This is a genomic window from Citrobacter sp. Cpo148 (genome assembly GCF_030332375.1).
In the GTDB taxonomy this organism is placed as follows: Bacteria; Pseudomonadota; Gammaproteobacteria; order Enterobacterales; family Enterobacteriaceae; genus Citrobacter; species Citrobacter portucalensis.
In genome coordinates, this window is sequence record NZ_JAOWHY010000047.1 from 194,762 (window position 1) to 214,535 (window position 19,774).

Sequence of the window (19,774 nt, forward strand, 5' to 3'; positions counted from 1 at the left end):
GAGGGACACAATGCGTATCAGCACCCAGATGATGTACCAGCAGAATATGCGTGGCATCACTAACTCTCAGGCTGAATGGATGAAGTTCGGCGAGCAGATGTCAACGGGCAAACGCGTGATCAACCCATCAGACGATCCGATTGCCGCCTCGCAGGCCGTGGTACTTTCTCAGGCTCAGGCGCAGAACAGCCAATATACGCTGGCACGCTCATTCGCGACGCAAAAGGTGTCGCTGGAAGAGAATGTTCTGAGCCAGGTGACGACGGCAATTCAGGCTGCACAGGAAAAAATCGTTTATGCCGGGAACGGAACGTTAAGTGATGATGACCGTGCATCGCTGGCCACCGACCTACAGGGGATCCGCGATCAGCTGATGAACCTGGCAAACAGTACCGACGGTAATGGTCGCTATATTTTCGGTGGATATAAAACAGAATCTGCACCGTTTGCCCAGGCAGATGGCGCTTACAGCGGTGGTACAACAAACGTTACCCAACAGGTCGATGCCTCCCGAACCATGGTGATTGGTCATACTGGCGATAAAGTATTCGCCAACCTGACAAGCAACGCCGTACCGGAACCTGGTGGCGGTACTCAGGAAAAGAACCTGTTTAAAATGCTGGATACTGCTATTGATGCGCTCAAAACCCCTATTGAGGGTGATGACGTTGCAAAAGCTACCGCCGCTGCTGCCATTGATAAAACCAACCGTGGTTTAAAGAATTCACTCAATAATGTTTTGAGCGTCCGTGCAGAATTAGGTACGCAGCTGAGTGAATTAAGCTCGCTGGATTCACTGGGTGCCGATCGTGCATTAGGCCAAACTCAGCAGATGAGTAATCTGGTGGATGTCGACTGGAACGCCGCGATCTCGTCTTATGTCATGCAGCAGGCTGCGCTACAGGCATCCTATAAAGCGTTTACCGATATGCAGGGAATGTCGTTGTTCCAGCTCAATCGTTAACGCCTCGTTTTGAAACATATCTTGAAACTGGGTATGTTTGTCTGCCCGCTCCTTTAACACCCCGGAGCGGGCATTTTTTTAGGCAACCGACGTCTTACTAAGCGACGGGGTCCCCGTCAGTCTTATGACCAACGCAATTGCACTGCTGAAGGTAGCCAACGCAACAACACCTTCCCAATTTGCCAGGGCGTAGACCTGACTTCCGAGAACCGAACCCAGCGCCATACCAATGAACACCATCGTAAACAGCAGAGCGTTCAATCGTCCTCGTGCCAGAGGCTCCAGGCTATAGACCAGATTCTGGTGGGCAACCAGGCTGGATTGCAATCCGAGATCAAAACCTACCGCCGAAAGGGCGATGAGCAGCCATTGCCCCTGAACGGGCAGGGCGGGTAACAAAAACATCAGAGCGAAAGATGCCGTTACCAGCAAAGCACCCAATTGCGTTACTTTTGCCGCACCCACTTTATCGGCAAGATGACCCGCCAACGGTGCGGCAAGCGCTCCGGCTGCCCCCGCGATACCAAAAGCACCCGCTATAGCGCTACCCATGTGGTAATGCTCAGATAACATTACCGCCAGCGTAGACCAGAAGGCGCTAAAAGCAATGGACAGAAAGCCTTGTGCCAGTGCTGCGCGGCGCAAGGTGGAATATCGTTGCCAAAGTTGCGCCATTGAGAACATTAATGATGGATAGCTCAACGTGGAATGGACCGTAAAGCGAGGCAGTACTTTCCACATAATCGCGGTAATTATGGCAATGCTGACGGCAGCGAGTTGATACATCTCGCGCCAGCCAAACGCTTCGCCCACCACTCCACTGACGGTACGTGAGAGTAAAATCCCCAGCAGAAGGCCCGTCATCACAGTGCCCACCGTTTTTCCCTGCTTGCCTTCCGGCGCCAGAATAGCCGCCGCGGGAACGATATCTTGTGCCATGGTTGCCGCCATTCCCATCAGCAGGCTCACCAGTAATAGCGAATGCAACTGACCGGTAAAGCTACAGGCCAGCAGCAGCGCGGCAAGAGAGATGCTTTTCAGCAGGATTAATGTCCGGCGGTCATAACGATCGCCTAATGGCAATAAAAACAATATACCTAACGCATATCCCGCCTGGGTCAGCGTCGGGACCAACCCCATACCGGTGAGACTTAAGGCCAGATCCTGACCCATTAAAGGCAGAAGAGGCTGGGCGTAGTAGATAGCGGCCACGCTGAATCCGGCGCCCATTGCCAGAACAAAAATGACCCAACGGGAAAGTGCGGTATGTGTGTTCACAAATGATTCCTCAATCACAGGATGTGCGGCTATTTTTATCCTTCTGCGGGTGGTGCGGTAGCGAGCGCAGTGGTAAAACAGTTATACGCCAGACGTATGAAGAAACTGATAATGATAAAAACTGAACGTATAGACAGGGTGGAGCTGATGCGCACGTTTGTGCGTATCGTAGAAGCAGGATCGCTTTCGGCAGCGGCAAAACAGATAGGGACGACGCAGGCGACCGTAAGCCGACGGCTGCAATCGCTGGAGACGCTGCTGGGTGTGAAACTGCTTATGCGTACCACGCATGCGATGAAATTGACCGACGACGGCGAAAGAGGCTATCAGCATGCTAAGAAGATTATTGATGCCTGGCTGGCGCTGGAAGATGGACTTAATGTCACAGAAGATGAACCGGTGGGGACGTTGCGAGTCCGCGCACCGCATGCCTTCGGGCAACAACAACTACTTGAGCCGCTTTTGCAGTTTTTTTCGCGCTATCCCCAGTTGGCAGTAGAGTGGATGCTCAACGATAAAACCGTTGATTTTCTGAGCGATAATATTGATTGCGCGATCAGGGTTGGTGCTGAGGTGGATCCGGCCACGGTTTCCGTCTTACTGGCTGAAGTTCCCCGTAGTATGGTGGTGAGTCCAGGACTGCTGGAGCAATATGGCGAGCTTTCTCATCCTGAGCAGTTATCAGCGCTGCCCTGGATTGCAGTGAACACGTTTTATCAGCATAGCGTTTCGTTGTTGCACCAATTGCGTAATGAGCCAGTCACGCTGAATATTTCACCCAGATTAAGCACAGACAGTATTTATGTCGCAAGAAATGCCGCGCTGGCGGGGTTGGGAGTGACTATTGTTTCAAGCTGGATGGTGGCGGAGGATATTGCCGACGGACGTCTGGTTGCGTTGCTACCTGAGTGGCATGCGGCGCCGTTGCCTGTACATTTGGTTTATCCGTGGGCGCGTTACTATCCGACCCGCTTACGCAAGTTTCTGGCCCTAATGAAGGATGTTATGCCGCAGCTGACGGGGATGAAAGGCGTAGATCAGATATAAAAAAGCCGACCCGAAGGCCGGCTTTGATATTGATTATGGCTTACTCAACAGGCTGTGGACGTGTTGCTGGCGCAGTCGCTTGATGCGTTGCGCTATGTCCACCTGCGGCACCTTTGCCTTCAAAGGCGAATGCCGGACGCTGCCAGTCGCTATGACGCGGCGCTTCTGGCACATATTCCGGTGCCGGAGCGCGGGTCATTGGCGCGGTTGCATGGCTATGCAGGTGTTCAGCATCAGCGCTGGCTGCGACAACTTCAGCCTTAACGACTTCAGTTTCGACGACAGGCGCGGCAACAACGACTTTCGGCGCTGCAACCTCTTCAACAGCTGGCGCTGTTTCCACAACTTCAGCAATCTCTTCAACCACTTCTGGCTGGGGAATAACCACCTCTGCAGGCTCTTCGGTAACCGGTGCAGTCACAACGTCAGCCACAGGTTCGGCTTCAGCGGCGATTTCTTCTGCTACGGGCGCATCAGATGCAGCGATAATTTGCGGTTGTTCCTCGACAGGGGTCGCAATCACTTCCGGATGCGTGGTTTCAACCTGTGTGGTTTCAACAACGGCGGCCTGAGGCTCAGCTACGACAACCTCTGGTTGCACGGCTTCAACCGGCGCAGGGGTATCCACAATGTGTTCAACGGCAGCGGCAGCAACCTGAGGCTCTACGGCGACAGGTGCAGCTTGCTGCTGGACCATTTCCTGTTCACGCTGTTCTTCAACCTGCTGATCCTGAGGACGTGCGACAGGGTAGCGGATCCAAACTTTACCGGACGCTAATTCAGGAGATGCGCAGGCGACCGTTAACGGCATCGGTGACTGAACCGGATAACGCTCGTCACGGTAACGACGACGACGCTGTCCACTAACGCGCAGATGGCGAGGAGAGCGGCGAGAACGACGCGGCATACCGTTGGAGTCACGAGCTTCGCTGTTGTCTTCCTGCTCAGTCGCAACGACGGCTGGCAGATCAACTTTCGCCAGTTCGGTGCGCTGTGACGGTACCGGCTGTTCTGTTGGTTGAGCAACAGCAGTTTCAGCGATTGCAGCAACAGTAGCCACTTCGGCTTCAACCGCCGGGCTGTCTGTGAAACGAACTTTCTGAGTCAACTGACGCTGTTTGCGGCGGGTTTGAGGCTGACGTACGCGCTCTTCCTGCTCAGTATCCTGCACAGGTTGTTCAGCCTGGTTCAGCTCTTTAACTTCCTGCTGAGCCTGACGCTTGTCATCGTTACGACGGCGGTTGCGTTCGCGACGCGGCGCCTGCTGTTCATCACCGGATTTCGCTTTGTCTGCAACATCAGTGGTTTGCTGGCGGTTATCGCGAGCTTCCGCATTTTGCTGCTGGGACTGACGACGGTTACGGCGGTTATCTTCACGGTTTTCGCCGTTTTCTGAACGTTCGCTACGGTTGTCGCGGTCACCGCGATTATCACGGTTATCACGACGATCGTTACGGTCGCGACGATTGTTCTGACGCGGTTTACGACGATCCTGCTGGCGTTCGGTTTTCTCTTCAGCTTTCGGCGCAGGTTGTTCAACCGGTTTCACTTCTTCGCTACCACCGAAGATGGACTTCAGTGCGCCAAAGAAACGGCTAATCAAACCGGGTTGTGCGGCAACGGCTGCGGTTGCTGCTGCAGCTTTAGGCGCGGTGGCTTTCGCGGCAGGTTCCTGCAGAGCAGGGGCTGGCGGAACGTCTGGCATGGCGAAGGTGGCCAGCGCCGGTTGCTCAGGCTGTTTACGCTCGACGTACTCTTCTTCCGTCGGCAATGCCATTGCCTCTTCATGCAGTTTCGGCAGCAGGTAGCTCAGGGTCGGTGTTTCTTCCCCTTTACGTACGCGCAGCACAGAATAGTGCGGGGTTTCCATCTGATCGTTTGGCACGATCACACAGCGCACGCCATTCTGACGCGTTTCGATAGCATTAACCGCGGTACGTTTTTCGTTAAGCAGGTAAGAGGCGATTGGCACAGGAACAATAGCATGAACTTCTTGCGTATTTTCTTTCAGTGCTTCTTCTTCGATCAGACGCAGAATAGACAGCGACAGTGATTCGTTATCACGTACGGTACCGGTGCCGGAACAGCGCGGGCACACGTGATGGCTGGATTCACCCAGAGACGGGCTCAGACGCTGACGAGACATCTCAAGCAGACCGAAGCGAGAAATATGGCTGATCTGAATACGCGCTCTGTCCTGGCGTACGGCCTCGCGCAGACGGTTTTCAACCGCGCGCTGGTGGCGAACCGGCGTCATATCAATGAAGTCGATTACAATCAGACCGCCGAGGTCGCGCAGACGTAGCTGACGGGCAATTTCATCGGCTGCTTCAAGGTTAGTGTTGAACGCAGTTTCTTCGATGTCGCCGCCGCGAGTTGCACGCGCGGAGTTGATATCGATAGCGGTCAGGGCCTCTGTGCTGTCAATAACGATTGAGCCGCCGGACGGCAGGCGCACTTCGCGCTGGAACGCGGATTCAATCTGAGACTCGATCTGATAGTGGCTGAACAGCGGGATTTCGCCGGTGTACAGTTTGATTTTGCTGCTGAAATCCGGACGACCCAGCGCGGCGATGTGCTGACGCGCCATCTCCATCACTTTCGGATTATCGATAAGGATTTCGCCGATGTCCTGACGTAAGTAGTCACGGAAAGCGCGAACGATAACGTTGCTTTCCTGGTGGATCAGGAACGGAGCAGGGCGGCTGTCAGCGGCTTTTTGAATCGCTTCCCAGTGCTTCAGGCGGAAGCTCAGGTCCCACTGCAGCGCTTCGGCGGATTTGCCGACCCCTGCGGTACGCACGATAAGGCCCATGCCATCAGGCAGTTCCAGGCTTGCCAGCGCTTCTTTTAATTCGGTACGGTCGTCGCCTTCAATGCGGCGGGAGATACCGCCCGCGCGCGGGTTGTTCGGCATCAGAACCAGATAACTACCCGCCAGGCTGATAAAGGTAGTCAGCGCAGCGCCTTTATTGCCGCGTTCTTCTTTATCGATCTGAACGATGACTTCCTGACCTTCGCGCAACACGTCTTTAATGTTGGGACGACCATGGGAGTTGTAGTTAGCGGGGAAGTATTCGCGGGCAATTTCTTTTAACGGGAGGAAACCGTGACGTTCAGCGCCGTAATCAACAAAAGCAGCTTCCAGACTCGGTTCAATACGGGTAATTTTGCCTTTATAGATGTTGGCTTTTTTCTGTTCGTGTCCAGGACTTTCGATATCCAGATCGTACAGACGTTGCCCATCTACAAGGGCGACACGCAACTCTTCCTGCTGAGTTGCGTTAATTAACATTCTTTTCATCGTAACTTACTCATTATTCTTACATTGACGACTAAGCTGCGGGCAGAGTAATGCCTTTCCGGGTGTGAACCGATGGCCTCGTGTCTATTCGCGTCGCCAACCTCACGGTTATCGTCAGCTCAAAGAGGCGCAGAGTGTCGGTTGCCTGCATTTCATACGGAAACACAGCGCAATTATCAGGGGAACAGTCTGGGTGTTACTCTCCAGAAAAGCTTCCATATTACCGGTAAGGACTGCAACCCGCAGCCCGCTAACTGCCTGAAAGATCAATACGTCTTACGCCATTGCTGCGTTGATGATCGGTCGGGCAAAATTGGGTCATTCCGGAAAAGTTCTTGTTTTAACAAGATTCAACACGGAAACAACCTCATTATTCCACTGCTAACCTTGTTATAGCAAGATGACTTTTGCCATTTATCACCCGGTTACTCACAGTTTTTTCACTTCCGCGTAGTGATTGCTTTAATAACCACCAAATCGGCTATGTCAAACTTAAGTAATAGGGTATAGCAGTTAATATAAGCATAGAAAAATGTGTGGCGCGAATCTTGATGGCTATTTAAAATCGGCCCCCATGAAAACAGAGACTCCAGCCGTAAAAACAGTTGCCATTACTGCCGACGAAGCAGGGCAACGCATCGATAACTTTTTGCGCACCCAGCTTAAGGGCGTGCCGAAAAGTATGATTTATCGCATTTTGCGTAAAGGCGAAGTGCGGGTGAATAAAAAACGCATTAAACCCGAGTACAAACTCGAAGACGGGGATATTGTGCGTATTCCACCTGTGCGTGTCGCTGAACGTGAAGAAGAGGCCATTTCACCGAACCTGCAAAAGGTCGCGGCGCTGACCGACGTCATTTTATATGAAGATGACCACATTCTGGTGCTTAACAAACCTTCAGGTACGGCCGTACATGGCGGAAGCGGGTTAAGCTTTGGCGTCATTGAAGGATTACGTGCGCTGCGCCCGGAAGCGCGTTTCCTTGAACTGGTGCATCGCCTCGACCGGGATACCTCCGGCGTGCTGCTGGTTGCCAAAAAACGCTCAGCCTTGCGTTCATTGCATGAACAACTGCGTGAAAAAGGCATGCAGAAAGACTATCTCGCGCTGGTTCGAGGCCAATGGCAGTCGCATGTCAAAACCGTGCAGGCGCCGCTGTTAAAGAACATTCTGCAAAGCGGTGAGCGTATCGTGCGGGTGAACCAGGAAGGCAAACCGTCAGAAACACGTTTTAAAGTGGAAGAGCGCTATGCGTTTGCCACGCTTGTGCGCTGTAGCCCGGTGACCGGACGTACGCACCAGATTCGTGTGCATACCCAGTATGCCGGTCATCCAATTGCTTTTGACGATCGCTACGGTGACCGTGAGTTCGATAAGCAACTGGCGGATACGGGGTTGAATCGACTTTTCCTGCACGCCGCAGCGTTGAAATTTACCCATCCGGGAACGGGTGAAGTGATGCGTATTGAGGCGCCGATGGATAAGCAATTGAAGCGCTGCCTCGAGGTTTTACGCAGTAAAGCCTGATGCGCGTTGCTTATCAGGCCTACAATCGTGTGATGCACCGTAGGCCTGATAAGACGCATCGCGTCGCCATCAGGCAGATCAATCAGGCATTCAACGGGTTCATCTCTTCCCGCCGCAGCATTTGACACAACGCGATAAGCGGCAAACCGATCAGGGTATTTGGGTCACGACCCTCCAGACGTTCAAAGAGTGCAATACCTAACCCTTCACTTTTGAAACTACCTGCACAATGGAGCGGGCGCTCTTTGCGCAGATAATCATCAATTTCCGCCTCGCTTAAATGACGGAAATGGACGTCAAAAGGTTCTACTTCAGTTTGTAAATGTCCGGTCGCAGAATTATACAGCGCCAGTCCGGTGTAAAACGTCACAATATTGCCACGGGCTTTGAGTAATTGTTGGCGCGCATTTTCTTCAGTTAATGGTTTGCCGGTTATTTCACCATCAAGAACACAAATTTGATCGGAGCCAATAATCAGATGCGATGGGTAACGGTGGGCGAGAGATTGCGCTTTTTTCTGCGCCAGTCGCAAGACTAAATGGCGTGGTGCTTCGCCGGGCAACGGCGTTTCATCAACCTCTGGCGCAGCGCATTCAAACGGGATTGCCAGTTTTTCGAGTAAAGCGCGACGCCAGGGGGAGGTAGAAGCAAGAATAAGTTGAGGCATATTTTTTCCCTCGCATATAGCGTATTGATGATAGCCATTTTAAACTATGGACTTCGACCTACAAGCTGGCTGTAGTGGCTTGTCTTGAGCGATTTTAAGTCGATGACCCGCAATGTGTGCGAATTATTGGCAAAAGGCAACCACAGGCTGCCTTTTTCTTTGACTATATGACGTTACAAAGTTAATATGCGCGCCCTATGCAAAAGGTAAAATTACCCCTGACTCTTGATCCGGTTCGTACGGCTCAAAAACGCCTCGATTATGAAGGTATCTATACTTCTGATCTGGTTGAGCGCGTCGCCGATTCTGTAGTCAGTGTGGACAGTGATGTGGAATGCTCCATGTCGTTCGCTATCGATAACCAGCGTCTCGCCGTTATAACCGGTGATGCGAAGGTATCGGTTACGCTCGAATGTCAGCGTTGCGGGAAACCGTTCCCACTTCATGTTCACACAACATATTGTTTTAGTCCTGTCCGTTCTGACGAGCAGGCTGAAGCACTCCCGGAAGCGTATGAGCCGATTGAGGTTAACGAATTCGGTGAAATCGATCTGCTTGCAATGGTTGAAGATGAGATTATCCTCTCCTTGCCGGTAGTTCCGGTGCATGATTCTGAACACTGTGAAGTGTCCGAGGCGGACATGGTCTTTGGCGAATTGCCTGATGAAGCGCAAAAACCAAACCCATTTGCCGTATTAGCCAGCTTAAAGCGTAAGTAATTGAGGAGTAAGGTCCATGGCCGTACAACAGAATAAACCAACCCGTTCCAAACGTGGCATGCGTCGTTCTCATGACGCTCTGACCGCAGTCACCAGCCTGTCTGTAGACAAAACTTCTGGTGAACAACACCTGCGTCACCACATCACTGCCGACGGTTTCTACCGTGGCCGTAAGGTAATCGCTAAGTAATCACGCATGACTCAATGGCTTTCCCACTTCTGGTGAGAAAGACAAAGAGTGAACGCGTGATGAAGCTTAGTGAGGCTTTCCCCGGGTGACTGGGGAAACACCTAACCGGGCAGCGACGATACCTTGACACGTCTAACCCTGGCGTTAGATGTCATGGGGGGAGATTTTGGCCCTACCGTGACAGTGCCTGCAGCATTGCAGGCACTGAATTCTAATTCGCAACTCACACTTCTTTTAGTCGGGGATCCCGATACAATCACGCCATTACTTGCCAAAGCTGACTTCGAACAACGTTCGCGTCTGCAGATTATCCCTGCTCAGTCAGTTATTGCCAGTGATGCCCGGCCCTCGCAAGCTATTCGCGCCAGTCGTGGAAGCTCAATGCGTGTTGCCCTGGAGCTCGTGAAAGAAGGTCAGGCACAAGCTTGTGTCAGCGCCGGTAATACGGGCGCACTCATGGGACTTGCGAAGTTATTGCTCAAACCTCTTGAGGGGATTGAGCGTCCTGCGTTGGTGACGGTGTTACCCCATCAGCAAAAGGGCAAAACGGTGGTGCTGGATTTGGGCGCCAACGTAGATTGTGATAGCACGATGTTGGTGCAATTTGCCGTCATGGGTTCCGTGCTGGCAGAAGAGGTTGTTGGCATTGCCAATCCTCGTGTAGCGTTACTCAACATCGGCGAAGAAGAAACGAAAGGTCTCGACAGTATTCGAGATGCTTCAGCTGTGCTAAAAACAATCCCTTCCATTAATTATATCGGCTATCTTGAAGCCAATGAGTTACTGACTGGCAAAACCGATGTGTTGGTCTGTGACGGTTTTACAGGTAATGTCACATTAAAGACGATGGAAGGTGTTGTCAGAATGTTCCTTTCACTGCTGAAATCTCAGGGTGAGGGCAAAAAACGGTCGTGGTGGCTTCTGTTATTAAAACGTTGGTTACAAAAAAGCCTGACAAGGCGATTTAGTCACCTCAACCCCGACCAGTATAATGGCGCCTGTCTGTTAGGATTGCGCGGCACGGTGATTAAGAGTCATGGTGCGGCCAATCAGCGAGCATTTGAAGTCGCGATTGAACAGGCAGTGCAGGCGGTGCAGCGACAAGTTCCTCAGCGAATTGCCGCTCGCCTGGAATCTGTATACCCAGCTGGATTCGAACTGCTGGACGGTGGTGAAAACGCAAAATCACGAGCACACAGATAACGGTGCGTTTGTGAATGTGGCCAACGTATCAGCGATTTGCTCGTAGCGGTATATAACCAAAAAGTGACTGAGCGTACATGTATACGAAGATTATTGGTACTGGCAGCTATCTGCCTGAACAAGTGCGTACTAACGCCGATTTGGAAAAAATGGTTGAGACGTCTGATGAGTGGATCGTCACTCGTACAGGTATCCGTGAACGCCATATTGCAGCGCCAAATGAAACAGTTGCGACGATGGGCTTTGCCGCCGCAAACCGTGCGATTGAAATGGCGGGCATCGACAAAGAACAAATTGGTCTGATTGTGGTTGCTACCACATCATCCACTCACGCATTTCCAAGCGCGGCGTGCCAGATCCAAAGTATGCTGGGGATCAAAGGCTGTCCGGCGTTTGACGTTGCAGCCGCTTGTGCTGGCTTCACTTACGCCCTGAGCGTTGCCGACCAGTACGTTAAATCTGGCGCAGTTAAGCATGCTCTGGTCGTTGGCTCCGATGTCCTGGCCCGTACCTGCGATCCAACCGATCGCGGAACGATCATCATTTTCGGTGATGGGGCTGGTGCGGTTGTACTGAGCGCATCAGAAGAGCCAGGTATTCTCTCCACGCATCTGCACGCTGACGGTCGCTACGGCGAACTGTTGACGCTGCCTAACGCCGATCGCGTGAACCCGGAAAACCCGATCCACCTGACGATGGCGGGTAACGAAGTATTTAAAGTCGCGGTGACCGAGCTTGCGCACATCGTTGATGAAACGCTGGAAGCCAATAATCTCGACCGTTCTGCGCTGGACTGGCTGGTGCCGCATCAGGCTAACCTGCGCATTATCAGCGCGACAGCTAAAAAGCTGGGTATGTCGATGGATAATGTTGTCGTGACGCTCGACAGACATGGTAATACCTCTGCTGCCTCCGTACCGTGCGCGCTGGACGAAGCCGTCCGCGACGGGCGTATTAAAGCTGGGCAGTTGATATTGCTTGAAGCCTTCGGGGGTGGATTCACCTGGGGCTCCGCGCTGGTTCGTTTCTAGTATAAGGATTTAAACATGACGCAATTTGCATTTGTGTTTCCGGGGCAGGGTTCCCAGACCGTTGGGATGTTGTCTGAAATGGCAGCAAACTACCCAATTGTTGAAGAAACATTTGCTGAAGCATCAGCTGCACTGGGCTATGATCTGTGGGCGTTGACTCAGCAAGGTCCGGCTGAAGAACTGAATAAAACCTGGCAGACGCAGCCCGCGCTGTTGACCGCATCCGTTGCGCTTTATCGCGTATGGCAGCAGCAGGGGGGTAAAACACCTGCGCTGATGGCGGGTCATAGCCTGGGCGAATATTCTGCTCTGGTATGTGCGGGTGTTATCGGTTTTGCCGATGCCGTACGTCTGGTTGAACTGCGTGGCAAATTCATGCAGGAAGCGGTTCCGGAAGGCACTGGCGGCATGTCTGCTATTATCGGTCTGGACGATGCCGCTATCGCTAAAGCGTGCGAAGAGTCTGCCGAAGGCCAGGTGGTTTCACCAGTAAACTTTAACTCACCGGGTCAGGTGGTTATTGCCGGGCATAAAGAAGCCGTAGAACGTGCTGGTGCTGCCTGTAAAGCCGCGGGCGCTAAGCGTGCGCTGCCGCTGCCGGTCAGCGTTCCTTCTCACTGCGCGCTGATGAAGCCTGCCGCTGAGAAACTGGCCGTTGAGCTGCAGAAAATCACCTTTAACGCGCCGACTGTTCCGGTTGTGAACAACGTCGACGTGAAGTGCGAGACCACGGCAGACGCAATTCGCGATGCGCTGGTTCGTCAGCTGTATAGCCCGGTTCAGTGGACTAAAACCGTTGAATTTATGGCATCCCAGGGCGTAGAGCACCTGTATGAAGTCGGTCCGGGTAAAGTTCTGACCGGTCTGACGAAACGTATTGTTGACACCCTGACTGCTTCGGCACTGAATGAGCCGGCGGCATTGTCTGCGGCGCTAGAGCAATAAAAGAGGAAGACCATGAGTTTTGAAGGAAAAATCGCGCTGGTTACCGGTGCAAGCCGTGGCATTGGCCGCGCAATTGCTGAGACACTTGTTGCCCGTGGCGCGAAAGTTATCGGTACTGCTACCAGCGAAAGCGGCGCGCAGGCCATTAGCGATTACTTAGGTGCAAATGGTAAAGGTCTAATGTTGAATGTGACCGATCCGGCATCTATCGAATCTGTTCTGGAAAATATTCGCGCAGAATTTGGTGAAGTCGATATCCTGGTCAATAATGCCGGGATTACTCGTGATAACCTGTTAATGCGCATGAAAGATGACGAGTGGAACGATATCATCGAAACCAACCTGTCATCTGTTTTCCGTCTGTCAAAAGCGGTAATGCGAGCTATGATGAAAAAGCGTCATGGGCGTATTATCACTATCGGTTCTGTGGTTGGTACCATGGGAAATGCGGGTCAGGCTAACTACGCTGCGGCGAAAGCGGGTCTGATCGGCTTCAGTAAATCACTGGCGCGCGAAGTTGCGTCTCGTGGCATTACTGTAAACGTTGTTGCTCCGGGCTTTATTGAAACGGACATGACGCGTGCGCTGTCTGATGATCAGCGTGCGGGTATTCTGGCGCAGGTTCCTGCGGGTCGCCTCGGTGGCGCTCAGGAAATCGCCAGTGCGGTTGCATTTTTAGCTTCTGACGAAGCAAGTTACATCACAGGTGAGACTTTGCACGTCAACGGCGGGATGTACATGGTTTAACCACGATGAAAAATATTTGCGTTATTGTAGGTCTTGGCCTCAAAATAACGTAAAATCGTGGTAAGACCTGCCGGGATTTAGTTGCAAATTTTTCAACATTTTATACACTACGAAAACCATCGCGAAAGCGAGTTTTGATAGGAAATTTAAGAGTATGAGCACTATCGAAGAACGCGTTAAGAAAATTATCGGCGAACAGCTGGGCGTTAAGCAGGAAGAAGTAACCAACAATGCTTCCTTCGTTGAAGACCTGGGCGCAGATTCTCTTGACACCGTTGAGCTGGTAATGGCTCTGGAAGAAGAGTTTGATACTGAGATTCCGGACGAAGAAGCTGAGAAAATCACTACCGTTCAGGCTGCCATTGATTACATCAACGGCCACCAGGCGTAAGTGAACATCTCCAGGCGGTCATTCGACCGCCTGAGTTTTATCTTTTTATCCCACTTGAATTATTTTCCCTCCCTGGAGGACAACCGTGTCTAAGCGTCGTGTAGTTGTGACCGGACTGGGCATGTTGTCTCCTGTCGGCAATACCGTAGAGTCTACCTGGAAAGCTCTCCTTGCCGGTCAGAGTGGCATCAGCCTGATCGACCATTTCGATACTAGCGCCTATGCAACGAAATTTGCTGGCTTAGTAAAGGATTTTAACTGTGAAGACATTATCTCGCGCAAAGAACAGCGCAAGATGGATGCCTTCATTCAATATGGAATTGTCGCTGGCGTTCAGGCCATGCAGGATTCTGGCCTCGAAATTACGGAAGAGAACGCTCATCGTATTGGCGCCGCTATCGGCTCTGGTATTGGCGGTCTCGGTCTTATCGAAGAAAACCATACCTCACTGGTAAACGGTGGACCGCGTAAGATCAGCCCGTTCTTCGTTCCGTCGACGATTGTTAACATGGTGGCTGGTCATCTGACCATCATGTACGGCCTGCAAGGGCCAAGCATCTCCATCGCGACCGCCTGTACTTCAGGCGTGCATAACATCGGTCATGCCGCACGTATCATTGCATACGGCGATGCAGACGCGATGGTTGCGGGTGGTGCTGAAAAAGCCAGTACGCCGTTGGGTGTGGGTGGCTTTGGCGCGGCACGTGCACTGTCTACGCGTAATGATAACCCGCAAGCGGCAAGCCGCCCATGGGACAAAGAGCGTGACGGCTTTGTGCTGGGCGACGGCGCTGGCATGGTGGTACTGGAAGAGTACGAGCATGCGAAAGCGCGCGGTGCAAAAATCTATGCTGAAGTCGTTGGCTTCGGTATGAGCAGCGATGCTTACCACATGACGTCGCCACCGGAAAACGGTGCAGGCGCTGCGCTGGCAATGGTCAACGCACTGCGCGATGCGGCTATTGAAGCGGGTCAGATTGGCTATGTCAACGCGCATGGTACGTCTACGCCTGCAGGCGATAAAGCTGAAACCCAGGCAGTGAAATCTGTCTTTGGCGATGCGGCAAGCCGTGTGATGGTAAGCTCCACCAAATCCATGACCGGACACCTGTTGGGTGCGGCGGGCGCGGTAGAGTCTATTTTCTCTATCCTGGCGCTGCGCGATCAGGCTATTCCGCCAACCATCAACCTGGATAACCCGGATGAAGGTTGTGACCTGGACTTCGTACCTCATGAAGCGCGTCAGGTTAGTGGTCTGGAGTATGCGCTGTGTAACTCCTTTGGCTTCGGTGGTACCAACGGCTCTTTGATCTTTAAAAAGATTTAAGTCCGTCAGGTGATGCGCTAGCATCGATAGCAAATTGAAAAGGTCCGCTTGTCGGGCCTTTTTTTATTCGGTTTTCCGCCCTTGTCCTGTGTTACTCATCCTGCCAAACTAGCGGACCAGAAATAAGGAGCCACCATGTTCTTAATTAATGGCTGCGAGCAAGATATGCTGGCCGCAAGCGATCGAGCGACCCAATTTGGTGATGGCTGTTTTACCACTGCCTGTATTATCGACGGTGAAATTCCTCTCTTTGCAGCGCATCTTGCGCGTTTACAAGACGCTTGCCAAAAACTGCTGATCTCTTTTGAAGATTGGTCCGAGCTGCAAAATGAAATGAAAATGCTGGCGAAAGGGCACGTACGCGGAGTGTTGAAAGTGATTATCAGCCGTGGCAGTGGAGGCCGGGGTTACAGTGGCAAAAATTGTCATAGTGCCACACGCATCCTCTCCGTTTCATCCTGGCCCGATCATTACGATCGTTGGCGGCAAGAAGGTATTACGCTGGCGCTAAGCCCAGTGCGGCTGGGACGTAATCCACTGCTTGCCGGGCTTAAACACCTGAATCGACTGGAGCAGGTGTTGATTCGCTCTCATCTTGAACAGACGGACGCCGATGAAGCGCTGGTTCTTGACAGCGAGGGATGGGTTACGGAATGCTGTGCGGCTAATTTGTTCTGGCGTAAAGGCGATGTGGTTTACACGCCCCGGCTGGACCAGGCCGGAGTGAACGGTATTATGCGACAATTCTGTATCCGGATGCTGGCACAATCGCCATTCAGTATTGTCGAAGTGTATGCCGGGTTGGAGGAGGTAATGCAGGCTGATGAAATCGTCGTCTGTAACGCGTTAATGCCCATTATTCCCGTGCGTGCCTGTGGCGACACGTTGTTGTCTTCACGTTTGTTATTCGATTATTTAGCCCCACTTTGTGAGCACCCGAATTAGTCATGAAAAAACTGTTACTTGTTGTCCTGTTATTGCTGGTTGTGCTGGGCATTGCCGCTGGAGTGGGAATGTGGAAAGTTCGCCATCTGGCGGACAGCAAATTATTGATTAAAGAAGAAACGATTTTTACGCTGAAAGCGGGGACGGGCCGTCTGGCTCTCGGCGAACAGCTGTATGCAGACAAAGTTATCAATCGTCCGCGCGTGTTCCAGTGGCTGCTGCGTGTGGAGCCCGAGCTGTCGCATTTTAAGGCCGGAACATATCGCTTCACGCCTGACATGACGGTGCGGGACATGCTGCAACTGCTGGAAAGCGGCAAAGAGGCGCAGTTCCCGCTACGTCTGGTTGAAGGGATGCGCCTGAGCGATTACCTCAAACAGCTGCGTGATGCCCCGTATATCAAACATACGTTAAGCGACGATAGCTATGAGACCGTGGCCGAGGCACTTAAGCTGGAAAACCCGCAATGGGTAGAAGGCTGGTTCTGGCCAGATACCTGGATGTATACCGCCAATACTACTGACGTAGCGTTGCTAAAACGCGCGCATCAGAAAATGGTTAAAGCGGTGGATACTGTCTGGGAGGGGCGCGCTGATGGCCTGCCTTATCAGGACAAAAATCAGCTGGTAACCATGGCTTCTATTATTGAAAAAGAAACTGCGGTTGCCAGCGAGCGCGACCAGGTGGCTTCGGTCTTTATTAACCGCTTACGTATCGGTATGCGTTTACAAACCGATCCGACCGTGATTTACGGGATGGGTACACGGTATAATGGCAAACTGTCGCGTGTGGATTTAGACACCCCGACCGCCTATAACACCTATACCATCACGGGACTGCCGCCAGGCCCGATTGCCATGCCGGGAGAGGCCTCGTTGCAGGCCGCGGCGCATCCGGCAAAAACGCCGTATCTCTATTTTGTGGCTGACGGTAAAGGCGGCCACACGTTTAACACCAATCTTGCCAGCCATAACCGGTCCGTGCAGGATTACCTGAAAGTGCTTAAGGAAAAAAATGGGCAGTAACTATATCGTCATTGAAGGCCTGGAAGGCGCCGGAAAAACCACCGCGCGTAACGTGGTGGTGGAGACACTTGAGCAACTCGGTATTCGTGACATGGTTTTCACCCGTGAACCTGGTGGAACGCAGCTGGCTGAGAAACTAAGAAGTCTGGTGCTGGATATTAAATCGGTCGGTGACGAGGTCATTACCGATAAAGCCGAAGTTCTGATGTTTTACGCGGCGCGTGTACAGTTGGTCGAAACCGTTATTAAACCTGCACTGGCGAAAGGCGCGTGGGTAATTGGCGATCGTCACGATCTGTCGACCCAGGCGTATCAGGGCGGCGGACGCGGTATCGATCAAAACATGCTGGCAACCCTGCGTGATGCGGTGCTTGGTGATTTTCGCCCGGACCTGACGATCTATCTGGATGTGACGCCAGAAGTCGGGTTGAAGCGTGCCCGTGCCCGCGGCGAGCTGGATCGTATTGAGCAGGAATCTTTCGACTTCTTTAATCGTACTCGCGCGCGCTATCTTGAGCTGGCTGCCAAAGACGCCAGCATTCGTACTATAGACGCTACGCAGCCGTTGGAGGCTGTGATGGCTGATATCCGTCATACCATCACCCAATGGGTGAAGGAGCAGGGCGCATGAAATGGTACCCATGGTTACGACCGGATTTTGAAAAACTGGTAGCCAGCTACCAGACGGGTCGTGGTCACCATGCGTTACTGATTCAGGCGTTACCCGGAATGGGCGACGACGCGCTGATTTACGCCCTCAGCCGCTATTTAATGTGCCAGCAGCCGGAAGGGCATAAAAGCTGTGGACAGTGCCGCGGCTGTCAGCTAATGCAGGCGGGGACGCACCCTGACTACTATTCGCTGCTGCCGGAAAAAGGCAAAAGCACGCTCGGGGTTGATGCGGTACGCGAAGTCAGTGAAAAGCTGTACGAGCATTCGCGTCTCGGCGGTGCGAAGGTCGTGTGGATCCCGGATGCTGCCCAGTTAACCGATGCCGCCGCCAACGCCTTGCTGAAAACGCTGGAAGAACCCCCGGCACAAACCTGGTTTTTCCTCGCCAGCACAGAGCCAGCTCGCTTGCTGGCGACATTACGCAGCCGTTGTCGGTTACATCATCTTGCACCACCGCCGGAGTCGTATGCGATTTCCTGGCTTGCTCGTGAGGTGACTGCATCGTCAGAAGCGCTGCTGAGCGCGTTACGCCTGAGTGCAGGTTCGCCAGGCGCGGCACTTACGTTGTTACAGGCTGAAAGCTGGGCGCACCGCACAGATTTTTGTGCGGCACTGATGAACACATTAAACACAGGCGACTGGTATATCTTGCTCGCGGCGTTAAATCACGATCAGGCTGCCGCCCGTTTACACTGGCTGGCAACGTTGTTGACCGATGCGTTGAAACGTCCGTATGGCGTTTCCCATTTAACGAATCCTGATGCGTTGGACCTGATATCTTCTATCGCAGAACGGTTATCCGTTGCCCAGATACAGGCGATACTCGGTGACGTTTGTCATTGTCGTCAGCAACTGCTGAACGTAACGGGCGTAAACCGTGAACTGGTGTTAACCGATCTTATTCTTCGTATTGAGCATTACCTGCAACCGGGCACCGTACTGCCTGTTCCCCATCTTTGAGAGAGACATTATGTTTTTAGTCGACTCACACTGCCATCTTGATGGCCTGGATTATCAATCTCTGCATAAGGACGTGGATGACGTGCTGGCAAAAGCGGCCGCACGTGATGTGAAATTCTGTCTTGCCGTTGCGACCACTCTGCCAGGATATCGCAGTATGCGCGAACTGGTCGGTGAGCGTGACAATGTGGTTTTCTCCTGCGGCGTGCATCCGTTAAATCAGGATGAAACCTATGATGTTGAGGACCTGCGTCGTTTTGCCGCCGAAGAGGGGGTTGTGGCGATGGGAGAAACCGGGCTGGACTATTTTTACACGCCGGAAACAAAGGTGCGCCAGCAGGAATCTTTTATCCACCATATTCAGATCGGCCGTGAGTTACAGAAGCCGGTTATCGTGCATACCCGCGATGCGCGAGCCGATACGCTGTCTATTCTGCGCGAAGAAAAAGTGACGGATTGTGGCGGCGTACTACACTGTTTTACAGAGGACAGAGAAACGGCGGGCAAATTACTGGACCTTGGATTCTATATCTCGTTTTCCGGCATCGTCACGTTCCGAAATGCAGAGCAGCTCCGTGATGCCGCCCGCTATGTTCCTCTGGACCGGTTATTGGTCGAGACGGATTCTCCCTACCTTGCGCCTGTACCGCATCGTGGAAAAGAGAACCAGCCCGCCATGACTCGTGACGTTGCTGAGTACATGGCCGTAGTGAAAGGTGTTGCCGTTGAAGAACTGGCGCAGGCAACCACTGATAACTTTGCCCGCCTGTTTCACATCGACGCTTCTCGCCTGCAATCTGTTCGTTAACTGACTTTTTTTAAAGCTCGTAA

At 52.6% G+C, this 19,774-nt stretch carries 19 protein-coding genes; 16 read left to right on the forward strand and 3 right to left on the reverse strand.

Going from position 1 to position 19,774, the window contains the following annotated elements; translation table 11 throughout:
* The first annotated feature begins 10 nt into the window (after positions 1-10).
* Positions 11-964 (forward strand): flagellar hook-associated protein FlgL, encoded by a 954-nt coding sequence (gene flgL / locus OGY10_RS18045; protein ID WP_079934894.1) that lies wholly within the window; start codon positions 11-13, stop codon positions 962-964.
* A 78-nt stretch (positions 965-1,042) separates the two neighbouring features.
* Here flgL and OGY10_RS18050 read toward each other — a convergent pair whose 3' ends face one another.
* Positions 1,043-2,242 carry an MFS transporter gene (locus OGY10_RS18050; RefSeq protein WP_079934893.1) on the reverse strand — a complete coding sequence of 400 codons (1,200 nt, stop codon included), beginning with the start codon at positions 2,240-2,242 and terminating at the stop codon, positions 1,043-1,045.
* Between the two features lie 21 nt (positions 2,243-2,263).
* Here OGY10_RS18050 and OGY10_RS18055 point away from each other — a divergent pair, with 21 nt between their 5' ends.
* Complete coding sequence (locus tag OGY10_RS18055) at positions 2,264-3,289, forward strand: LysR family transcriptional regulator (RefSeq protein WP_286577138.1); 1,026 nt, start codon at positions 2,264-2,266, stop codon at positions 3,287-3,289.
* Between the two features lie 40 nt (positions 3,290-3,329).
* Here the strand turns inward: OGY10_RS18055 and rne are convergent, their stop codons facing one another.
* Positions 3,330-6,593, reverse strand: coding sequence for a ribonuclease E (rne, locus tag OGY10_RS18060; RefSeq protein WP_079934892.1), 3,264 nt, complete (start codon positions 6,591-6,593; stop codon positions 3,330-3,332).
* Between the two features lie 574 nt (positions 6,594-7,167).
* Between rne and rluC the strand changes: the two genes are divergently transcribed.
* Positions 7,168-8,121, forward strand: a complete 954-nt coding sequence (gene rluC / locus OGY10_RS18065) for a 23S rRNA pseudouridine(955/2504/2580) synthase RluC (RefSeq protein ID WP_003036228.1) — start codon at positions 7,168-7,170, stop codon at positions 8,119-8,121.
* An 82-nt stretch (positions 8,122-8,203) separates the two neighbouring features.
* Here rluC and OGY10_RS18070 read toward each other — a convergent pair whose 3' ends face one another.
* Entirely contained in the window at positions 8,204-8,788 is a 585-nt protein-coding gene (locus OGY10_RS18070) for a Maf family protein (RefSeq protein ID WP_003832177.1), read from the reverse strand.
* Between the two features lie 197 nt (positions 8,789-8,985).
* Between OGY10_RS18070 and yceD the strand changes: the two genes are divergently transcribed.
* The 13 genes from yceD to OGY10_RS18135 all read left to right on the forward strand — a co-directional run bounded on the left by yceD (position 8,986) and on the right by OGY10_RS18135 (position 19,751).
* Complete coding sequence (yceD, locus tag OGY10_RS18075; RefSeq protein WP_003036239.1) at positions 8,986-9,507, forward strand: 23S rRNA accumulation protein YceD; 522 nt, start codon at positions 8,986-8,988, stop codon at positions 9,505-9,507.
* Positions 9,508-9,523: 16 nt separating this feature from the next.
* On the forward strand, positions 9,524-9,697 hold the full coding sequence (gene rpmF, locus OGY10_RS18080; RefSeq protein ID WP_003036242.1) for a 50S ribosomal protein L32: 174 nt from the start codon (positions 9,524-9,526) through the stop codon (positions 9,695-9,697).
* 123 nt (positions 9,698-9,820) lie between these two features.
* Positions 9,821-10,900, forward strand: coding sequence for a phosphate acyltransferase PlsX (plsX, locus tag OGY10_RS18085; protein ID WP_103014535.1), 1,080 nt, complete (start codon positions 9,821-9,823; stop codon positions 10,898-10,900).
* A gap of 77 nt (positions 10,901-10,977) precedes the next feature.
* A complete protein-coding gene (gene fabH / locus OGY10_RS18090; RefSeq protein ID WP_003832181.1) occupies positions 10,978-11,931 on the forward strand; it encodes a beta-ketoacyl-ACP synthase III in 954 nt (317 codons plus the stop codon).
* Positions 11,932-11,946: 15 nt separating this feature from the next.
* Positions 11,947-12,876 carry an ACP S-malonyltransferase gene (gene fabD, locus OGY10_RS18095; RefSeq protein ID WP_003832182.1) on the forward strand — a complete coding sequence of 310 codons (930 nt, stop codon included), beginning with the start codon at positions 11,947-11,949 and terminating at the stop codon, positions 12,874-12,876.
* Between the two features lie 12 nt (positions 12,877-12,888).
* A complete protein-coding gene (fabG, locus tag OGY10_RS18100; protein ID WP_003036255.1) occupies positions 12,889-13,623 on the forward strand; it encodes a 3-oxoacyl-ACP reductase FabG in 735 nt (244 codons plus the stop codon).
* Positions 13,624-13,777: 154 nt separating this feature from the next.
* Positions 13,778-14,014, forward strand: a complete 237-nt coding sequence (acpP, locus tag OGY10_RS18105; protein ID WP_000103754.1) for an acyl carrier protein — start codon at positions 13,778-13,780, stop codon at positions 14,012-14,014.
* An 85-nt stretch (positions 14,015-14,099) separates the two neighbouring features.
* Positions 14,100-15,341, forward strand: a complete 1,242-nt coding sequence (gene fabF / locus OGY10_RS18110) for a beta-ketoacyl-ACP synthase II (RefSeq protein ID WP_003036260.1) — start codon at positions 14,100-14,102, stop codon at positions 15,339-15,341.
* A 135-nt stretch (positions 15,342-15,476) separates the two neighbouring features.
* Positions 15,477-16,286, forward strand: a complete 810-nt coding sequence (gene pabC / locus OGY10_RS18115; protein WP_079934888.1) for an aminodeoxychorismate lyase — start codon at positions 15,477-15,479, stop codon at positions 16,284-16,286.
* Positions 16,287-16,288: 2 nt separating this feature from the next.
* On the forward strand, positions 16,289-17,311 hold the full coding sequence (gene yceG / locus OGY10_RS18120) for a cell division protein YceG (RefSeq protein WP_008784373.1): 1,023 nt from the start codon (positions 16,289-16,291) through the stop codon (positions 17,309-17,311).
* Positions 17,301-17,942: a dTMP kinase gene (gene tmk, locus OGY10_RS18125; RefSeq protein ID WP_048214457.1), complete on the forward strand. Its 642-nt coding sequence runs from the start codon at positions 17,301-17,303 to the stop codon at positions 17,940-17,942. The genes yceG and tmk overlap by 11 nt, the downstream gene beginning before the upstream one ends.
* Positions 17,939-18,943, forward strand: a complete 1,005-nt coding sequence (holB, locus tag OGY10_RS18130; protein WP_191226172.1) for a DNA polymerase III subunit delta' — start codon at positions 17,939-17,941, stop codon at positions 18,941-18,943. The genes tmk and holB overlap by 4 nt, the downstream gene beginning before the upstream one ends.
* 10 nt (positions 18,944-18,953) lie before the next feature.
* The gene (locus OGY10_RS18135; protein ID WP_020996495.1) at positions 18,954-19,751 is read left to right on the forward strand and encodes a metal-dependent hydrolase; all 798 of its coding nucleotides are present in this window, start codon (positions 18,954-18,956) and stop codon (positions 19,749-19,751) included.
* The last annotated feature ends 23 nt before the right edge of the window (positions 19,752-19,774 follow it).